The sequence below is a fragment of the Microbulbifer sp. TB1203 genome, assembly GCF_030997045.1.
Taxonomy (GTDB): Bacteria; Pseudomonadota; Gammaproteobacteria; order Pseudomonadales; family Cellvibrionaceae; genus Microbulbifer.
This window is the reverse complement of the sequence record NZ_CP116899.1, coordinates 1,579,493-1,596,937: the sequence shown is the minus strand read 5'-3', so window position 1 is coordinate 1,596,937 and position 17,445 is coordinate 1,579,493. Positions and strand designations below refer to the sequence as shown.

Sequence of the window (17,445 nt, the reverse complement as noted above, 5' to 3'; positions counted from 1 at the left end):
GGAGTCGAATTATCCGCGGGGTTTTGTCGTTGCTGCGTAGATTTTCGCGGATGAATCCGCTCCTACAAAAGCATTACCCCTTACGCGACACAATATTGGGATATGGCATTGAAAAAAACACTGTTGATTCTCGGTGCGGGTGGGCATGGTAAGGCGGTGGCCGAGGCAGCATTGTTATCGGGAAAGTGGCAACGGGTCTGTTTCGCGGATGACCGTTGGCCGGAATTGCACGAATCTTTCGGCTGCCCGGTGGTTGCTAGTAGTAGTACCTTGGCCGATGTGGCTGGGGAGATGGATGCGGCCATCGCTGCAGTGGGAAACAACACTTTGCGTGAACAATGGCAGGCTAGACTACAGGACTGTGGCCTGCCGCAGGCCACGGTGATGCATCCGGCCGCCTCCGTCAGCCCTAGCGCCGAACTGGGGGCGGGCAGTGCGGTGATGGCGCTGGCCCTGGTAGGGGTGGATGCACGGATTGGCAAAGGTGTTATCGTCAATGCCCATGCGACCGTCGATTATGATGCGATATTGGGCGATTTCGCTCATTTGGGCGTCGGCGTGCACTTGGCCGGCGGTGTGCAGGTGGGCGCGCGAGCGTGGTTGCAGGCGGGTTGCAGCGCGGGCTATCGCGTAGTGGTAGCCGAGGGGGAGGTGCTGGCACCGGGAACGGCGCTGATTGGGTAGTGAATGCTTCGAGATGGGAGAGGGTTTGGGAGGGATAATGGAAAAGCTACGGAATTGGTTGTTGGGGTTGTCGCGTCGTAATAAGCGCCTGCTGCAAGTGGCCACAGATGTGCTGTTGGTGTGGCTGGCGCTGTGGCTGGCGTTTGCGGTTCGTTTGGGGTTCGACAAGCCGATCAACCCCTTAGCCGGGCATGCCTGGTTGTTTATCAGTGCGCCGTTGATTGCGATACCTATTTTTATCAGGTTCGGCATGTACCGGGCGGTGATGCGCTATTTCGGCAAGGATGCGCTGATCACCATTTTCAAAGCGGTAACGCTCTCGGCCCTGGTGCTGGCCTTGGTGGTCTATTGGTATCGCGAGCCGCCGGCTGTGGTGCCGCGCTCACTGGTATTCAACTATTGGTGGTTAAGCCTGGTGATGATCGGTAGCCTGCGCTTAGCCATGCGCCAGTATTTTATGGGCGATTGGTATGAGGCTGTCCGGCAAATCCCATTTATCAACCGGGGAGACCATTTACCGAAGGTGGCCATCTACGGTGCCGGTGCGGCAGGCAACCAACTGGTAGCGGCCTTGCGTATAGGCCGGGTTATGCGGCCGGTGGCTTTCATCGACGATGATGGTGGCATTGCTACCCGGGTGATCGCCGGCTTGCGGGTCTTCAAACCCAAGCATATTCAACAGATGATCGAGCAGACCGGAGCCCAGGAGATACTCCTTGCGATTCCGTCTGCCTCCCGTGCGCGGCGCCGCGAGATTCTCGATCTGCTTGAGGGCTTTCCCCTGCACGTGCGCAGCGTGCCGGGTTTCATGGACTTGGCCAGCGGTAGGGTCAAGGTCGAGGATATCCAGGAAGTAGATATCGCCGACCTGCTTGGGCGCGATGCGGTGCCACCGCAGAAAGTGCTTTTCGAGCGCTGCATCCGTGGCCAGGTGGTGATGGTGACAGGAGCTGGTGGCTCGATTGGCTCGGAGCTGTGCCGGCAGATCGTGGCGACTGGGCCGACCACTCTGCTGCTGTTCGAGCACAGCGAATTCAATCTTTACAGCATCCACACCGAGTTGGAGCAGCGAATCCGGCGCGAGTCGTTGCCAGTGCGTCTGGTGCCGATCCTGGGTTCAATTCGCAACCCGGGTCGTTTGCTGGATGTGATGCGCACCTGGGCGGTGAACACGGTGTATCACGCCGCGGCGTACAAGCATGTGCCGATGGTCGAGCACAATATCGCCGAGGGTGTGCTGAATAATGTGCTTGGCTCCTTGTATACCGCGCAGGCTGCGGTCAAGGCTGGGGTCGAGCATTTCGTGTTGATCTCCACCGATAAGGCGGTACGTCCGACCAATGTGATGGGCAGCACCAAACGCCTCGCGGAGATGGTGCTACAGGCCCTGAGTGCAGAGTCCGCGCCGGTGCTGTTCGGTGATGGCGAGGCTGTACACCAGGTCAACAAGACCCGTTTCACCATGGTGCGTTTCGGAAATGTGCTGGGCTCTTCGGGTTCGGTGATTCCGCGTTTCCGTGAGCAGATCAAGCAGGGGGGCCCTGTGACGGTGACGCACCCGAATATCACCCGCTACTTCATGACCATTCCCGAGGCTGCGCAGTTGGTCATTCAGGCAGGTGCCATGGGTCAGGGCGGTGATGTGTTCGTGCTGGACATGGGCAGGCCGGTGAAGATTGTCGAGCTGGCGGAGAAGATGATTCACCTCAGCGGGCTTAGTGTGTGCTCGGAGAAAACCCCACGCGGCGACATTGCCATTGAGTTCACCGGCTTACGGCCTGGTGAGAAGCTCTATGAGGAGTTGCTGATTGGTGACAACGTGAGCCCCACCGATCATCCGATGATCATGCGCGCCAATGAAGAGAGCCTGTCCTGGGAGACGTTCAAGGCCGTGATGGCGAAGCTGCTCAAGGCGGTCGAGCGGGATGATTACGACCACGTGCGTCAGCTGCTGCGGGAAACGGTGAGTGGTTACACGCCGGAAGGGGAGATCGTCGATTGGATTTACCGGAAGCGATGTACAGAACCTGAATTGGTCTAATACTAACTCAAGTTTCTGAGTTCAGATCAAGGCGCCGTGCCGCCTGGTTGTGCACTGCGTCTGCTGTGGGAGCCTGCCCTGCAGGCGAAAAGAGGGTGCTAAATGGCAACGTCATTATTCGCCAGCAGGGCTGGCTCCCACAGGGTGCGGTCCCATGACTCAACAGCACCAAGGCTGGTTCCGAGAACTCCGAAGTTTGAGTACTAAGCGATCAGGAAACAGCACCTTGCATCCAGGTTAAGCGAATAAATCCGGCAGCTCGGCTGGCGCTGCCTTTTCTGCTTGCCCGGCTTTGTGTTTCAGCAATCTCTCCACCAGTATCTGTACCTGTTGCTGGTTTAACGGTTTAGGCGGTATCTGGTACAGGGCGGCGTTTAGTAATCCCCTGAGTTTTTCCAGTTCCTCATCTCCGGGTTGTAACTGTGATTTGTTGGTAGTTAGCCAGTTTTGCAGAGTCCGGTGTATTTCCTGGGCGTCACCTCTTGCGGCTGCTTCCTGCAGGGCGAGAGCTTGTTGTTGGCTGGTTGTGTTGTCTGTGGGGCGGCAATGCGGCTCGCGTGGGGCGCGCCGGCGCCAGAAATAGAGCAGCCAGAGTAGGTGCGAACCGAGTGCTGCGATGGCGAGGGTTTGCCAGAATCGGTTGTGATTTGGCGCTGGGGCCGCATCGGGCGTGATCTCGGCTGTGGCTGTTTGTGGGCTTGTGATTGGTGCGCCGGCAACCGTGAATCGGAAAGCAGGCAACTGCGTAGCCCGCTGCCGCCCACTCTTGGTATCCCACCAGGTCACCGTAATCGCCGGCAACTGATAATCCCCAGGCTTGGTGGCCACTATGGCGGTAGTTTCTATCCGGCTGCCAGTAATACCATTCGGTCCCACCTGATCCTCTTGCTGCGGCTGGTCCGGGTAGGTCTTCAAGCCTTCCACGTTCAGTGCGGGCAGCGGTGGCAGCTGCGCCGCGCGCAGGCCTTCGGCGCGCAGGGTGATAATACGGGTGATGGGTTCGCCGACCTTGAAGGTTTCCGGGTCCTGGCTCCAGCTCTGTACCAGTCCCAGGCTGGCGGCGGGGAGCCATTGGGCGCCGCTGTAGCTGTCGGGTTTGGGCATTACCTGAATGCTTTGGGGTTGCGAGCGCAGCCGCAGCCGCTGGCTGTTGCGGTTGAACAGGGAAAAGGGGTCGCGGCGGCCGGCGATGGCGACGTAGTTGAGCGCGGGGATCTGCAGTTCGCCGGAGCTCTCCGGGAAGAGGGCGTAAGTCAGTTCGTAGACGGCGTGGGCCACGCCGCCGATGCGCCGTTCGTAGCGCTGTTCATCCAGCTTTTCCACATGGGCGCCGGGAACCTGGAGGGGCTCGGTGGCGATGTCGTGCAGGCCGATGGTGGTGTAGAGGCGGACCTTGACCAGTAGTTGTTCCTGTACGTAGACCTGTTCTTTATCCAGTTCCACTTCCAGGAAGGCCTGGCGGTCGCCACCGTCCGGGCGGGCACCGGCTTCAGTGACGGTGATGGGGATGGCATCGGAGACGTTGCCGTGGTAATGCAGGGAGGGCACGAACAGTTTGCCTTCCCTTTTCGGTGCCACGGTCAGAGTCCATTCGACAAAGCTTTCGGCGCGGCCGTTGATCACCCGGTACTGGTTGGACTGCTGGCGGGAGAGGATATCGAAGTCCTGTTCCAGCAGTTCGAAATCCGGTTGGCCGCCGCTTTCGTTGCCGGAGTAGCGCAGGCGCAGATTGAGGGTTTCGTCGATGCCGATTTGGTTGCGGTCGACGGTGGCGGTGAGGTCGGAGGCGTGGGCGGTGCTGGCAAGGATAAGCAACAGCAGTACCTGTAGGAGCTTGCTTGCAAGCGATCGGAGGTGTTCGCCTGCAAGCAGGCTCCTACAGGGAGAGGGAGGGTCGATGGGCACGAGCCCGCGATGGATGGCGGGATGCCGCCCAGCGGGAATGCAGGAAACGCATGGAGCAGTTTTCTGCCTGCGCTTTGCCCGTCCTACAAATTGGAACATGGAGTTACTCATTCTCTTCCAGCATCTTCCGTACAGCTTGCTCAAGTGGGGGAAGGTGTTTGTCCACAACCTGGGCGACCGCTTCCGGGTCGATGTCGCCCAGGTAGTTGTGTACCAGGATATTGCGAAATCCGCTGATTTCTTTCCAGGGAATATCCGCCTGCTCGGCTTTCAGGTTGCCGGGTAACCGCTGGGTTGCTTCCGAGAGGGTTTGCAGATTGCGCAGTGCCGCATCATATAGCACTTCATCGGATGTGATTTCGCCGCGATCGCTTATGCGCCGAATCTTGGCGATTGAGTCGAGAATGTGCATTGCATAGGTCCGCCAGTCTTTGCTCACAAGTCAACGGCCTCTTTCAGCACTGAATCGCGGATATACCGGTTGAGTTCGTGTTCGGGGATTACTTCTACTTGACGACCGGTTAGTTCGGCGAGTCGCTGTGTGAGTGGAATTCTCTGGCCAAACAGATCGTAGCCGCGTGGTAGGTCTACCAGGAAGTCGATATCGCTATCCGGTTTTTCTTCTCCACGGGATACGGAGCCGAATACCCGGATCCGACGAGCGCCGTATTGCTTGGCCAGGGCGTTGATTTCCCTTTTTTGGCGGTGCAGGGTGTCGAGTAACATGATCGATCTTGGCGTCTTGGTCCTACGGGGAGTATACCCGGTGATTTAGTGGCTGTAGATGGTTCGGTCGTTGCCGGGGGCCGCTCTTGCGGCGAACCTGTGGCCCGCTTTGCCGAGCTGGCGGCGGGCGCTCCCGAGCTCGGCGTTCCCAGGGGCAGCCCTCTCCCCCGGCCCCTCTCCCGCAAGCGGGAGAGGGGAGGGTATTCCGCATTCATCATTCATCATTCCGCATTCTCTCCCTACCATCTCTGCGTGGCTCCGTTCTCCGGGGGCTGCCATTCGCCGCTGCGGTAGGCGCGGCGGCGCTGCAGGCTTTCATATTTGAATTTCTCGCGCATCAGGCCGGCGGGATCGTCGGGAATCTGGCGCAGCCATTGGTCCAGGGCCTGCTGGGTCTCCGGGTCCAGGTGGCTTTCCTCGGCACCGGCCCGCTGGGGCTCGCCCTGTTGCTGCTCTTGCCTCTCTCCGTTTTCGCCCTTGGCCGTCTGCTGTTCCTGTTTTTCTGATTCCTGTTGTCCCTGCTCGGATGGCTGTTCTGGCGGCTGCTCACCCGCCTGTTGCTGCTCCTGGGTATCCTGCGAGCCGCTGTTTCCGGAATCGGAGCCCTGCTGGCTCTGTTGCTGTTGCCCGCTCTGGTTCTGCTGTTGTTCGTTGTCTCCGGACTGCTGTTGTTGCTGTTGCTGCTGGTCGGATTGATTCTGCTGCGATTGCTGCTGCTGTTGTTGTTGTTTCTGCAATTCCCTGAGCTTTTCTGCGATCTCGCGGTTGTGCCGGGCGTCGGCCATCTGCGGCTGCTGTTTCAGTGCCTCGTCGTAGGCGGCGATGGCCTCGTCGTAGCGGCCCTGCTGGGTGAGGCTGTTGCCGAGATTATAGAGCCCCTGAGGGTCATCACTTTGTGCAAAATTCTCTGCCGCGGCGGGGAAGTTACCTGCGCGGTAGTTGGCGGTGCCGCGCCAGCGGGGGTTCTTGAAGGTCTTCGCGGCCTGTTCCGGTTCTCCCTGTTCCAGCAGTTCCTCACCGCGCTGGTCCGGGGTGCGCCACAGTTCCTGGGCGTCGCTGTGTTGCGGCAGCAGCAGGGCCAGGGGAAGGGCGCAGGCGAGGGCGCCGCGGCGGAACAGCAGGGCGGTCAAGGGCAACAGCAGCAGGATCAGCCACGGGCCCTCTTCGCGCCACTGGTCGAATTCGCGCTCGGTGAGCTGGGCCTGCTGCGGCGTTTCACCCTCTGGCAGCAGGTAATGGATATCGCTGTCGTCCACGGTGATTTCGGCGAAGCGGCCGCCGCTTTCCCGGGCCAGCTTTCTCAGTTCGCCGGCATTGAAATTGGCGATGATGATCGCGCCGTTACTGTCGGTGGCGAAGCCGCCGCCATTGCCCCGGGGGATGGGGCTGCCCTCGCCGCTGCCGACGGCCAGTATCGACAGTTCGACGCCGGCTTCGGAAACCAGTTTCTTCACTCCGCCCAGTGCCGATTCATCGATGCCGTCGGTGACCGCAAGCAGGTCGCCGTTGCCATTGGCGCCGTCCCGCAGCAGTTGGAGGCCCGTCTCCACTGCCATTTCGATATTGCTGCCGGGCACAGGCACAATCGACGGTGACAGGGCGGGCACCAGGTTGGCGATGGTGACGGTGTCCTCAGTGAGCGGAGTGACCACATGGGCCTCACCGCCGTAGGCTACCAGGGCGGTGAGGCCGTCTTTGCGCTCCTTGAGAATATCGAGAATTTTCAGCCGCGCGCGGGTGAGGCGGTCCGGCGACAGGTCGGTGGCCATCATCGACGGCGACAGGTCCAGCAGGATCACCAGCGCGTCCTGGTTGCTGTACACCGGCGTGGGCAGCTTGCGCCAAGTGGGGCCCGCCAGCGCCAGGATAGCGCCGGCGAGCAGGGCGAAAATCAGCGCGAACAGCCAGGGGCGTTTTTCCCCGCCGCGCAAGAGCAGATGGGGCAGCAGGTCCGGGTCGATAATTTTTTGCAGGTTGCCGCTGTTCAGCACGGTGCGCGCCAGGCCCCAGCAGAGCAGGGCGGCCGGCAGCAGCAGCCAGAGGAACTGGGGGCGCAGGAAATGGAATTGGTGCAGTTCGGAGAAAAACATCAGGCTGACTGGCTCCGCTTTGAGTATTCACCAGCGGAGCTGGGCTCTATGGCGGGCCTGCGGCCCGCTTTGCCGAGCTGGCGGCGGGCGCTCCCGAGCTCGGCGTTCCCAGGGGCCGCTTTGCGGCGCTGGAACTCGGCGCTCCCGCTGGCGAGCAGTGGCACCGCGGCCCACAGCATGGTCAGCAGCAGCGCTGCACCCAGCGGCCACACATACAGGGATTTCAGCGGGCGGTAGCTGGCGGCCTCCTGTTCCACCGGTTCCAGGCGGTCCAGTTCGTTGTAGATGTCCACCAGTTCCTGCGGGTTGTGCGCCCGGAAATACTGGCCACCGGTTTCGTCGGCGATAGCCTGCAGGGTCTCGCTGTCCAGATCCCGGGAGGGGTTGATGCGGCGCGCGCCGAAGCGGCTGCCCAGCAGGCCAGGCTGGATCATCTCCTCCGCGCCCACGCCGATGGTATAGACGGTCACCCCCGCCTGCTGCGCCAGCTCGGCGGCTTTGCGGGGGGAGATTTCTCCGGCGGTATTCGCGCCGTCGGTGAGCAGGATCAGCACCCGCTGTTCCGCGGGGCGCTGGGTCAGGCGCTTGACCGCCAAGCCGATGGCGTCGCCGATGGCGGTGCCCTGGCCGGCGAAGCCGATCTGCGCTTCCTGTAAAAGCGTGCCCACGGTTTTCCGGTCGTAGGTGAGGGGCGCCTGCAGGTAGGCGCGGGTGCCGAACAGTACCAGTCCCAGGCGGTCGCCCTCGCGCCGTTCGACAAAGTCGCTCACCACCCGCTTCACCGCTTCGACGCGCATGGCCGGGCGGCCGTCCAGCAACATGTCCGGGGTCTCCATGCTGCCGGAAATGTCCACTGCCACCAGCAGGTCCCGGGCGCTGCTCTTCTGTGCAATGGGCTCGCCGTACCACTGTGGACGGGCCGCGGCGGTCAGCAGCAGCAACCACAGCAGGCTGAGCAGCAACAGGTTGGCGAGGTTGCCCTGGCCGGCGTCGCCACTCTGGGACAATTCAGAGTAAAAAGGCACTTTGAGGGCGCTGGTGAGCGGCCTGGCACGGGGCAGCAGGCGGCGGGCCAGCCAGGGCAGTGGCAGCAGGGCGAAGACCCAGGGGGTGGCGAACTCAAACACCGTTGGCCTCCCGCTGGTGGGATTCCACCCACTGTATGGCGCAGTCGCGCAGCGCTACGGTGCAATCGCGCAGCTTCCGGTCCCACTCCGGGTTTTTATCCGGTCGCCGGTAAAGATGTTCCAGCAGGGCCTCCCGGGCTTCGGCCGGGAGTTCGTTGCCGGAGGAATTTTCCAGGAACTCGATCCAGCGCCGGCCGGTGAGATTGCCGCAGGCTGGGCGGCCGAAGCTGGCGACCGCCACCCGCTTGAGAATTTCGTTGATCTGTTCGACTGCGCGGGGATTGGCCGGGGCGACATCCTGCAACAGGCGCACGGCTTCCACGCGGTAGCGGTTGCGCGCGCGGATTTTTCGCTGCCGGTGCCAAAAGAAAATCGCCGCGGCCACGGCGGTGAGAATCAGTGCTCCCAGCAGCCACCAGCCGGGCGCCGGCGGCCACCAGCTGACCGGCGATGGTTCGTGGATATCGCGCAGTTGGGCCAGTAGTTCCTGTGCTTCGGGGCTGGGCGGGGGCTGTTGCGCTGGAGTGAATCTCATCGCGTTGCCCCCGCCTTTCGGGATCCGGGACCCGGGACCATCGGGACCCGGGGGGAACCCCGTAGGGTGCGCCGTGCGCACCGGAGAGGCCGGGCGGTGCGCACGGCGCACCCTACGCCAGTTTCGGTCGGCCGGGGTTTCATCGGGTCAACCTCCCACCGGCCTTCTGCCGCTGGCCGTAGTAAGAGAGCAGCGCTGGCACCAGCGGGCGGGTGTTGTCGAAATCCAGCAGCGGCAACCGGTGCCGCCGACAAAGCTGGGCCACTTCCGCGCGGGCCTGGGTCTGGTGGTCGGCAAAATGTTCGCGCAACGGGCGGTTGCCGGCGTTCAGGAAGGTGCGCTGGCGGCCGTCGGAAATGGTCAGCGACTGCTCCGGCAGCTCCCGTTCCATCGGGTCGCTGATCCGCAGTACCTGAAGGTCCGCATGGCGGCCGAGCAGATAGAGGGGCTGCTCGCAGGTCTCGTTCAAGTCGTGGCAGTCGCTGATGAGGAACAGGGCGCTGCCGGGGCGGGTAATGCGCCGGGCTTCCTCCAGGAGCTGTTTGAGCGGTTGCGCGGTCCCCTCGGGCACCGGGCTCCGCAGGGCGCCGGCGCGGGCCACTGTGCCGTGAATCATCGACAGGACAGCGTGATGACTGCGACGCGGGCGAACGGTTTCGAAGTCACCGTCGGAATACAGCAGGGCACCGATGCGATCGCCGTTCTGCAGGCCCGCCCAGGCCAGGGCGGCGGCGATGCCGCTGGCGGCGACGGACTTGAATGCCTGGCGACTGCCAAAAAACATTGGTGAGCGCAGATCCACCAGGATGACAACCGGTCGCTCCCGCTCCTCCTGGTAGAGCTTGGTGTGGGTCTTGCCGGTGCGCGCGGTTACCCGCCAGTCGATGGTGCGCACGTCGTCGCCGGGCTGATAGTCGCGCACCTCCTCGAAATTCATGCCGCGGCCACGGTAGCGGGTGAGCAGGTTTCCGGCCTGGTCGCTTTTCGCCAGATGCGGTTTGAACAGCTGCAGCTGGCGGGCGATGGCGCGCAGTTGGACCAGCGGCGTCACTTCCGGATAGGCGCCGCGGGGATTCAGTTCGGTGTGGGAAATGACAGTGGGCATCAGATGGCCGGCACCTGTTGCAGCAGTCGCCGGATAACCTGGTCGGCGGTGATGCCGGCCGCCTCGGCCTCGAAACTGAGCAGCAGGCGGTGGCGGAATACATCCGGGGCCACTTCCATCACGTCGTCCGGGGTGACGAAGTCCCGGCCTTTGAGCCAGGCGAGCGCGCGGGCGCACCGATCCAGTGCAATCGTGGCCCGGGGGCTTGCACCAAAATCTAGCCAGGAGGCCAGCTCGCTGTCATACTTCGCGGGCTCTCGGGTAGCAATGACAAGTTGGACAGTATAGGTCTCTACCGCTTCCACCATCTGCATTTCCAGAATCTGGCTGCGGGCGCGAAAAATGGTGTCCTGGCTGACAACACCGGAAGGGCGATTTTCGCCAAGACTTGCCTCGGATCTGGCCAGGCGCAAAATTTTCGCTTCCGCAACTGCATCGGGATAGGCAAGATTCACTTGCATGAGGAACCTATCCAGTTGCGCCTCTGGCAGCGGATAAGTCCCTTCCTGTTCTATAGGGTTCTGTGTCGCCATCACCAGGAATAATTCGGGCAGCGGATAAGTTTTGCGGCCCACGCTGATCTGGCGTTCCGCCATGGCCTCCAGCAGCGCCGACTGCACCTTGGCCGGCGCGCGGTTGATCTCGTCCGCCAGCACCAGGTTGTGGAACACAGGCCCGGGCTGAAAGTGGAACTCTCCGGTTTCCGGTCGGTAGATATCGGTGCCGGTAATATCCGCCGGCAACAGGTCCGGCGTAAATTGGACGCGATGGAAATCACCCTCAATAGCCTCGCCCAGTGTTTTGATCGCCTTGGTTTTGGCCAGTCCCGGGGCCCCTTCCACCAGCAGGTGGCCGTCCGCGAGCAGGGCGATCAGTATCCGTTCGACCAGGGTCCTCTGGCCGATAATCTGCTGTTCCAGCCAGTCGCCGAGGGCGGTGATCTGGTCTCGGGTATTCAGGTTCTGTTCCATAGCGCCACTTCTTTTATTGCGAATAATCCTGCGTCCGCCCGCCCAGGGCAGCACTCTATCTTTATGTATAGCTACCCGCGACAAAGGGCTGCGGGCGCGTTGATTTTAACGGCGGCTGCAGATGAGGCAACCGTTGGACGAATTGTAGACAGTTGGTGCGGCGCGGAGTTCAACAACTCGAAACGCCGGCCCGATATAACACAGTAATATCCGCGGCCGAGGGCTGCGAATCAATAGGAGGTTTTCCGTGAATATGGCGACGGTGATTACCGACAGCCGCGAAGAGCTGCTGGAGCAGCTGACCGCACTGATCCAGGAAAAGCTTGCGGGGGAGGCGGAACCGGTGGTGGCTTTTGCCGAGCAGTTCCTGCACCAATACCCGATGGAGGACCTAGCCGGCCGCCGCCTGGCCGACATATACGGCTGTATCTACACCTGGTGGAACTTTATCCAGGACCGCGCTCCGGATACCCCCAAGGTGCGGGTATGCAATCCGCGGCTGGAGGACGACGGCTGGGAGTGCTCGCACACGGTGGTGGGGGTGCTGCAGCGGGACATGCCATTTCTGGTGGATTCGGTACGCATGGAAATCAACCGCCGCAACACGGCGATCCACTCCATCAAGAGCACGATACTGCATTTGCGGCGCGGCCGCGGCGGCAAGCTGCTGGAGTTGTTACCGCGCTGTCAGGTCGGCGAGGAGCTCGGAGCGGACGTGTCTGGCGAGGCGCTGATCTATTTGGAGATCAATCTGGACACCTCGACAGGGCACGCCGCGGATCTGGTCGTAGCGTTGAAAGACGTGCTCGGCGACGTGGAACTGGTGGTGGACGACTATCTGCCCATGCTCGACATCTGTAGCGCTATAGAGGACCAACTGCACCTAGGCCTGGCCGAGGGCGACGGCAACCTGCAGGAGGCCTGCGCTTTCCTGCAGTGGATGCGCGACGGCAACTTCACCTTCCTCGGTTACCGCGAATATGAATTCTGCCAGCAGGGCGACAACAAGAAAGTCCTCTGTGAGGTGGAACCGCGCCGCCTGGGGATTTTCAAGAAGCTGGAGGAGCCGGCGGAGCCCACGCCGGAATACGCCTTCAACGAGGGCAAGCAGAAGTTCTACCAGGGCCCGAATTTCCTCACCTTCGCCAAGTCGTCGGTGAAGTCCCGGGTGCATCGCGCCGCCTATTCCGACTATGTCACCATCAAGCGCTACGACGCTGAAGGAAAGGTGATCGGCGAGTCCGCATTTATGGGCCTGTACACCTCGCCGGTGTACACCGAGAGCCCGGCCAAGATCCCGATCATCCGCCGCAAGATAGCCTCGGTGATGGAGTCCAGCGCCCTCGCGCCCCACAGTCACGACGGCAAGACACTGCGCCGCATCCTGGATACCTTTCCCCGCGACGAACTTTTCCAGAGCAGCACCCGGGAACTGTTCCACACGGTGATGGGCGTGCTGAGCATGAACGAGCGCGCACATATCCGCCTGTTCATGCGCCGGGACCCCTTCGGCAAGTTCGTCACCGCCACCGTGTACGTGCCGCGGGAACAGTTCAACAGTACCGTGCGGGAACAGATCTGCGAGCATATCGCCAGGGCCGTCAAAGCCAGGGAGTCCGATTTCACCACCTATTTTTCCGAGTCCATTCTCGCGCGGGTGCACTTCGTGTTTCGCGTTTCCCCCAGCGAGCCGGTGGACATCGACGTAGCGCGACTGGAGGCGCAAATCGTGGATATTACCCGCTCCTGGGAAGACGTATTCCAAAAATCCCTGATCGAAAACCACGGCGAGGAAGAGGGCAACCGCCTCTACAGTGTCTACGGCCGCGCCTTCCCCGCCGGCTACCGGGAGGATTTCGAGCCGCGCATCGCGGTACAGGATGTGGCCGCGATTCAGGATTTGAACGAGCAGAACCGCGTGGCCATGAGTTTCTACCAGCCGGTGGGCGCGGCGGCGGGCAGCCTGCGCTTCAAGGTGTTCAACTGGGGCAGCGGGCTCACCCTGTCCGATGTGATTCCGGTGCTGGAAAACCTGGGTCTGCGGGTGATCGGTGAATTCCCCTATACCATTCGCCCCCGCGGCGGCGCCGACGTGTGGATGCACGAGTTCTACCTGGAATTCGGCCTGCCCACGCGGGTGGACGCCCAGGCCTCCCGCGGCCTGTTCCAGGACGCCTTCTCGGCTATCTGGACCAATGTGGCCGAGAGCGACGCCTTCAACCGCCTGGTGCTGGCGGCGCGCCTCAACTGGCGCGAGGTCTCCATGCTGCGCGCCTACGCCCGCTACCTGAAACAGACCAAGTTCAGTGCCAGCCAGGAATATATCGCCGCCACCCTGGCCAACCACGTGGAGATCACCCGCAACCTGGTGGCGCTGTTCCGCGCCATGTTCGACCCGCGCATCAGCGGCGACAGACAGGACCAGACCCGGGTGGAGCGGCTGATCAAAAAAATCCACGACGGGCTCGACAGCGTCGACAACCTGAACGAAGACCAGGTCATCCGCCGCTACCTGGAGCTGATCCTGGCCACGCTGCGCACCAACTTCTTCCAAATGGGTAAGGACGAGCAGCCCAAGGACTATATCTCCATCAAGTTCAGCCCGCGGGAAATTCCCGGTATTCCCGAGCCCCGCCCGGAGTTCGAAATCTTCGTCTACTCACCGCGGGTTGAGGGCGTGCACCTGCGCGGCGGCAAGGTGGCCCGCGGCGGCCTGCGCTGGTCCGACCGCCTGGAGGACTTCCGCACCGAGGTGCTGGGACTGGTAAAGGCGCAGAACGTCAAGAATGCAGTGATCGTCCCCAGTGGCGCCAAGGGCGGCTTCGTGGTGCGTCAGCCCCCGGTGGACGGCAGCCGCGAGGCGATCATGGAGGCGGGGATCGCCTGCTACCAGACGTTTATCCGCGGCCTGCTGGATATTACCGACAACCTCAAGGACGGTGAGGTGGTGACCCCCGAACAGGTGATCCGCCGCGACGGGGACGACCCCTATCTGGTGGTGGCCGCGGACAAGGGCACCGCCACCTTCTCCGATATCGCCAACGGCATCGCCGCCGAGTACGACTTCTGGCTCGGCGACGCTTTCGCCTCCGGCGGCAGCCAGGGCTACGATCACAAGAAGATGGGTATTACCGCCCGCGGCGCCTGGGTGTCGGTGCAGCGGCATTTCCGCGAGATGGGCGTGGACGTGCAGAGCGAGGATTTCTCGGTGATCGGTATCGGCGATATGGCCGGCGATGTGTTTGGCAACGGCATGTTGCTGTCGGAGCATATCCGCCTCGTGGGCGCCTTTAATCACCTGCACATTTTTGTCGACCCCGAGCCGGATGCCGCGGCGGGTTTCGCCGAGCGCAAGCGCCTGTTCGAGCTGCCGCGCTCCAGTTGGACTGACTACAACAGTAAGCTGATTTCCAAGGGCGGCGGTATTTTCGAGCGGCGCGCCAAGTCGATAAAGATCACCCCGGAAATGAAAAAAGCCTTCGACATCGAAGCGGACCAGCTCAATCCCAACGAGCTGATCAGCGCCATGCTCAGGGCACCGGTGGACCTGATCTGGAACGGCGGCATCGGCACCTATGTCAAGGCCAGCACCGAGTCCCACGCCCAGGTGGGGGACAAGTCCAACGACGTGCTGCGGGTCAGTGGCCGCGAACTGCGCGCCAAGGTGTTCGGCGAGGGCGGCAACCTGGGTATGACCCAGCGCGGGCGCATTGAGTTCGCCCTCAACGGCGGCCGCTGCAACACCGACTTTATCGACAACGCCGGCGGCGTCGACTGCTCCGACCACGAGGTGAACATCAAGATTCTCCTCAACAAGGTGGTGGCCAACGGCGACCTCACCGACAAGCAGCGCAACCAGCTGCTGGAGGAAATGACCGACTCGGTATCGGAGCTGGTGTTGAACAACAACTACAACCAGACCCGCGCGCTCAGCGTGGCGGAATTCCAGGTGGCCGCGCGCATCGACGAATACCGGCGGACCATCAACGCCCTGGAGAGCGAGGGCCGCCTGCGGCGCGCACTGGAATTTATTCCCGACAACGAGCAGCTCAACGAGCGCCAGAACCGCGGCCAGTACCTGACCCGCCCGGAGCTTTCGGTGCTCATCTCCTACGTCAAGGTGAAACTGAAGGAAGAGCTGCTCAACGCGCAGATCATCGAGAACCCGCGGGTGCAGGAGGCGGTGGAATCCGCTTTCCCGCGGGAACTGATGGCCCGCTACAGCGAGCTGGTCTACGACCATCCGCTGCGACGCCAGATCGTCGCCACCCAGGTGGCCAACGAACTGGTCAACAATATGGGCATCACTTTTTACCACCGCATGAGCGGCGCCACGGGAGCGGACATCGATGCCATCGCCGCCGCCTACATCAGCGCACGGGACGTGTACCTGATGGACGAATTCCAGCAGCAGGTGGCGGCGCTGGACTATCGGGTACCCGCGCAGTTGCAGATAGAACTGCTGAACTCCATGATCGGCCGGGTGCGCCGCGGTACTCGCTGGTTTATCCGCAATCGCCGCAATGACCTGGAGCCGGCGCAGAACCGCGAGCTGTATAGGGATTCGGTACAGCGGGTATTCAAGGCGCTGCCGAAGGTGCTGTGCGGCGAGCCGCGCAACGACTGGGAGCCCCGATACCATGAGTTGCAGGAGGCCGGGGTTCCGGAATCTGTCGCTCTCATGGCCGCGTCTACCCATCTCTTCCTGGCCCTGAGCATCTCCGAATCCGCCCGTATCAGCGAACGTCCGGTGGAGGAAGTTTCCGCCGTCTACTTCCGCCTGGCCGATGCCCTGAAGCTGAACTGGTTTGGCAATCTGATTATCGACCTGCCGGCAGAGGGCTTCTGGCAGGCCCAGGCCCGCGAGACCTGCATGGACGACCTGGACAGTCAGCTCGCCAGCCTGGCGGTGAACCTGCTGCGCCTGGCCGGCGACGCGGATCTGGATCTGGATGGCGCCATGGCCCTCTGGAGCGATATCATGGCGCCGGCGATACAGCGCTGGAACAACATCCTCGCCGAACTCAAGTCCACGCCGGCCGGGGACTTCGCCATGTTCACTGTGGCCCTGCGCGAGCTGATGTACCTGGCCAACGCTACCGCGGACCAGGAGTCGCTGGCGTAGGAGCGGGCATGGCCCGCTCCTACAAGAAATGATCGAATTATTAAGGAAAGGCATGTATTCATACCTGCGCAAAGCCCTGTTTGCGCTCGATCCCGAACGGGCCCACCACCTGTCCCTGGACGCCATCGGCGCCGCTGAGCGGCTGGGGCTGATCAACCTGTTCAGCCAACCGGTTCCGGATGATCCGGTGGAGTTGATGGGCCTCACTCTGCCCAACCCCGTGGGACTGGCAGCGGGCCTGGACAAGAACGCCCAGGCATTCAACGGCCTAGGCGCCCTGGGCTTTGGCTTCGTGGAAGTGGGTACGGTGACCCCGCGCCCGCAGCCGGGCAATCCGCAGCCGCGCCTGTTCCGCCTGCAGGAGGCGGAGGCGATTATCAATCGCATGGGTTTCAACAACCTGGGGGTGGATTACCTGGTGCAGCGGGTCAAGCGTCGCCGTTACGGCGGCGTACTCGGCATCAACGTGGGCAAGAATTTCGACACCCCGGTGGAGCGGGCGGCGGACGACTACTGCCTGTGCATGGAAAAAGTCTACCCCTATGCGGACTACATCACCGCCAACGTCTCCTCCCCCAACACCAAAGGGCTGCGGGACCTGCAGTTCGGCGAAAGCCTCGACCGGCTGCTGGGCGAGATCAAGGAGAAGCAGCAGCAACTGGCCCAGAGCTGCGGCCGCTCGGTGCCTCTGGCGGTGAAGATAGCGCCGGATATTGACGGCGAGGCCATCGCCCGGATTGCCGAATCGTTGCGCGAATATGAGATTGAAGGGGTGATCGCTACCAACACCACTGTCGACAAGTCCGCGGTGGCCCATCTTCCCCACGGCAGGGAAGAGGGTGGCCTGAGTGGTCGGCCGCTGGCGGAGAAGTCCACCTGGGTGATTGCACAGCTGGCGCGGGAACTGCGCGGGCAGATTCCGATCATTGGCGTCGGTGGTATTTTTGACGGCGCCAGTGCCGTGGAGAAAATTCGCGCCGGTGCCACTGCGGTGCAGATCTACTCCGGATTTATCTACCGTGGTCCGGCACTGGTGAAAGAGGTGGTGGAGGCGATTGCCATTTTGCGCCAGCAGGGGGCGGGCGGCCGCTGATAGGCCCGACCCCGGGTATGGAACCCGGGGAGGTGGATGGTCA

The 17,445-nt window shown here is 62.3% G+C and carries 12 protein-coding genes; 4 read left to right on the top strand and 8 right to left on the bottom strand.

Annotated features, from left to right (window positions below; genetic code table 11):
• Positions 1-102: 102 nt before the first annotated feature.
• A complete protein-coding gene (locus PP263_RS06750; protein ID WP_308367609.1) occupies positions 103-684 on the top strand; it encodes an acetyltransferase in 582 nt (193 codons plus the stop codon).
• 37 nt (positions 685-721) lie between these two features.
• Positions 722-2,725: a nucleoside-diphosphate sugar epimerase/dehydratase gene (locus tag PP263_RS06745; RefSeq protein WP_308367608.1), complete on the top strand. Its 2,004-nt coding sequence runs from the start codon at positions 722-724 to the stop codon at positions 2,723-2,725.
• A gap of 237 nt (positions 2,726-2,962) precedes the next feature.
• On the opposite strand, the gene PP263_RS06740 is transcribed toward PP263_RS06745, so the two are convergent.
• The 8 genes from PP263_RS06740 to PP263_RS06705 all read right to left on the bottom strand — a co-directional run bounded on the left by PP263_RS06740 (position 2,963) and on the right by PP263_RS06705 (position 11,184).
• On the bottom strand, positions 2,963-4,540 hold the full coding sequence (locus PP263_RS06740) for a BatD family protein (RefSeq protein WP_308367607.1): 1,578 nt from the start codon (positions 4,538-4,540) through the stop codon (positions 2,963-2,965).
• 193 nt (positions 4,541-4,733) lie between these two features.
• The gene (locus PP263_RS06735; RefSeq protein ID WP_308367606.1) at positions 4,734-5,069 is read right to left on the bottom strand and encodes a HepT-like ribonuclease domain-containing protein; all 336 of its coding nucleotides are present in this window, start codon (positions 5,067-5,069) and stop codon (positions 4,734-4,736) included.
• Positions 5,066-5,356 carry a nucleotidyltransferase domain-containing protein gene (locus PP263_RS06730; protein ID WP_308367605.1) on the bottom strand — a complete coding sequence of 97 codons (291 nt, stop codon included), beginning with the start codon at positions 5,354-5,356 and terminating at the stop codon, positions 5,066-5,068. Before PP263_RS06730 ends, PP263_RS06735 begins: the two co-directional genes overlap by 4 nt.
• Before the next feature lie 239 nt (positions 5,357-5,595).
• The gene (locus tag PP263_RS06725) at positions 5,596-7,446 is read right to left on the bottom strand and encodes a VWA domain-containing protein (protein WP_308367604.1); all 1,851 of its coding nucleotides are present in this window, start codon (positions 7,444-7,446) and stop codon (positions 5,596-5,598) included.
• A complete protein-coding gene (locus PP263_RS06720; protein ID WP_308367603.1) occupies positions 7,446-8,573 on the bottom strand; it encodes a VWA domain-containing protein in 1,128 nt (375 codons plus the stop codon). Before PP263_RS06720 ends, PP263_RS06725 begins: the two co-directional genes overlap by 1 nt.
• On the bottom strand, positions 8,566-9,108 hold the full coding sequence (locus tag PP263_RS06715) for a DUF4381 domain-containing protein (RefSeq protein WP_308367602.1): 543 nt from the start codon (positions 9,106-9,108) through the stop codon (positions 8,566-8,568). Before PP263_RS06715 ends, PP263_RS06720 begins: the two co-directional genes overlap by 8 nt.
• Positions 9,109-9,247: 139 nt before the next feature.
• Positions 9,248-10,213, bottom strand: a complete 966-nt coding sequence (locus PP263_RS06710) for a DUF58 domain-containing protein (protein ID WP_308367601.1) — start codon at positions 10,211-10,213, stop codon at positions 9,248-9,250.
• Positions 10,213-11,184 (bottom strand): MoxR family ATPase, encoded by a 972-nt coding sequence (locus PP263_RS06705; RefSeq protein ID WP_308367600.1) that lies wholly within the window; start codon positions 11,182-11,184, stop codon positions 10,213-10,215. Before PP263_RS06705 ends, PP263_RS06710 begins: the two co-directional genes overlap by 1 nt.
• A gap of 253 nt (positions 11,185-11,437) precedes the next feature.
• On the opposite strand from PP263_RS06705, the gene PP263_RS06700 reads away from it, so the two are divergent.
• Together PP263_RS06700 and PP263_RS06695 are read left to right on the top strand one after the other, a co-directional pair.
• A complete protein-coding gene (locus PP263_RS06700; protein ID WP_308368577.1) occupies positions 11,438-16,309 on the top strand; it encodes an NAD-glutamate dehydrogenase in 4,872 nt (1,623 codons plus the stop codon).
• Positions 16,310-16,361: 52 nt separating this feature from the next.
• Positions 16,362-17,402 (top strand): quinone-dependent dihydroorotate dehydrogenase, encoded by a 1,041-nt coding sequence (locus PP263_RS06695; RefSeq protein WP_308367599.1) that lies wholly within the window; start codon positions 16,362-16,364, stop codon positions 17,400-17,402.
• Positions 17,403-17,445: the final 43 nt, after the last annotated feature.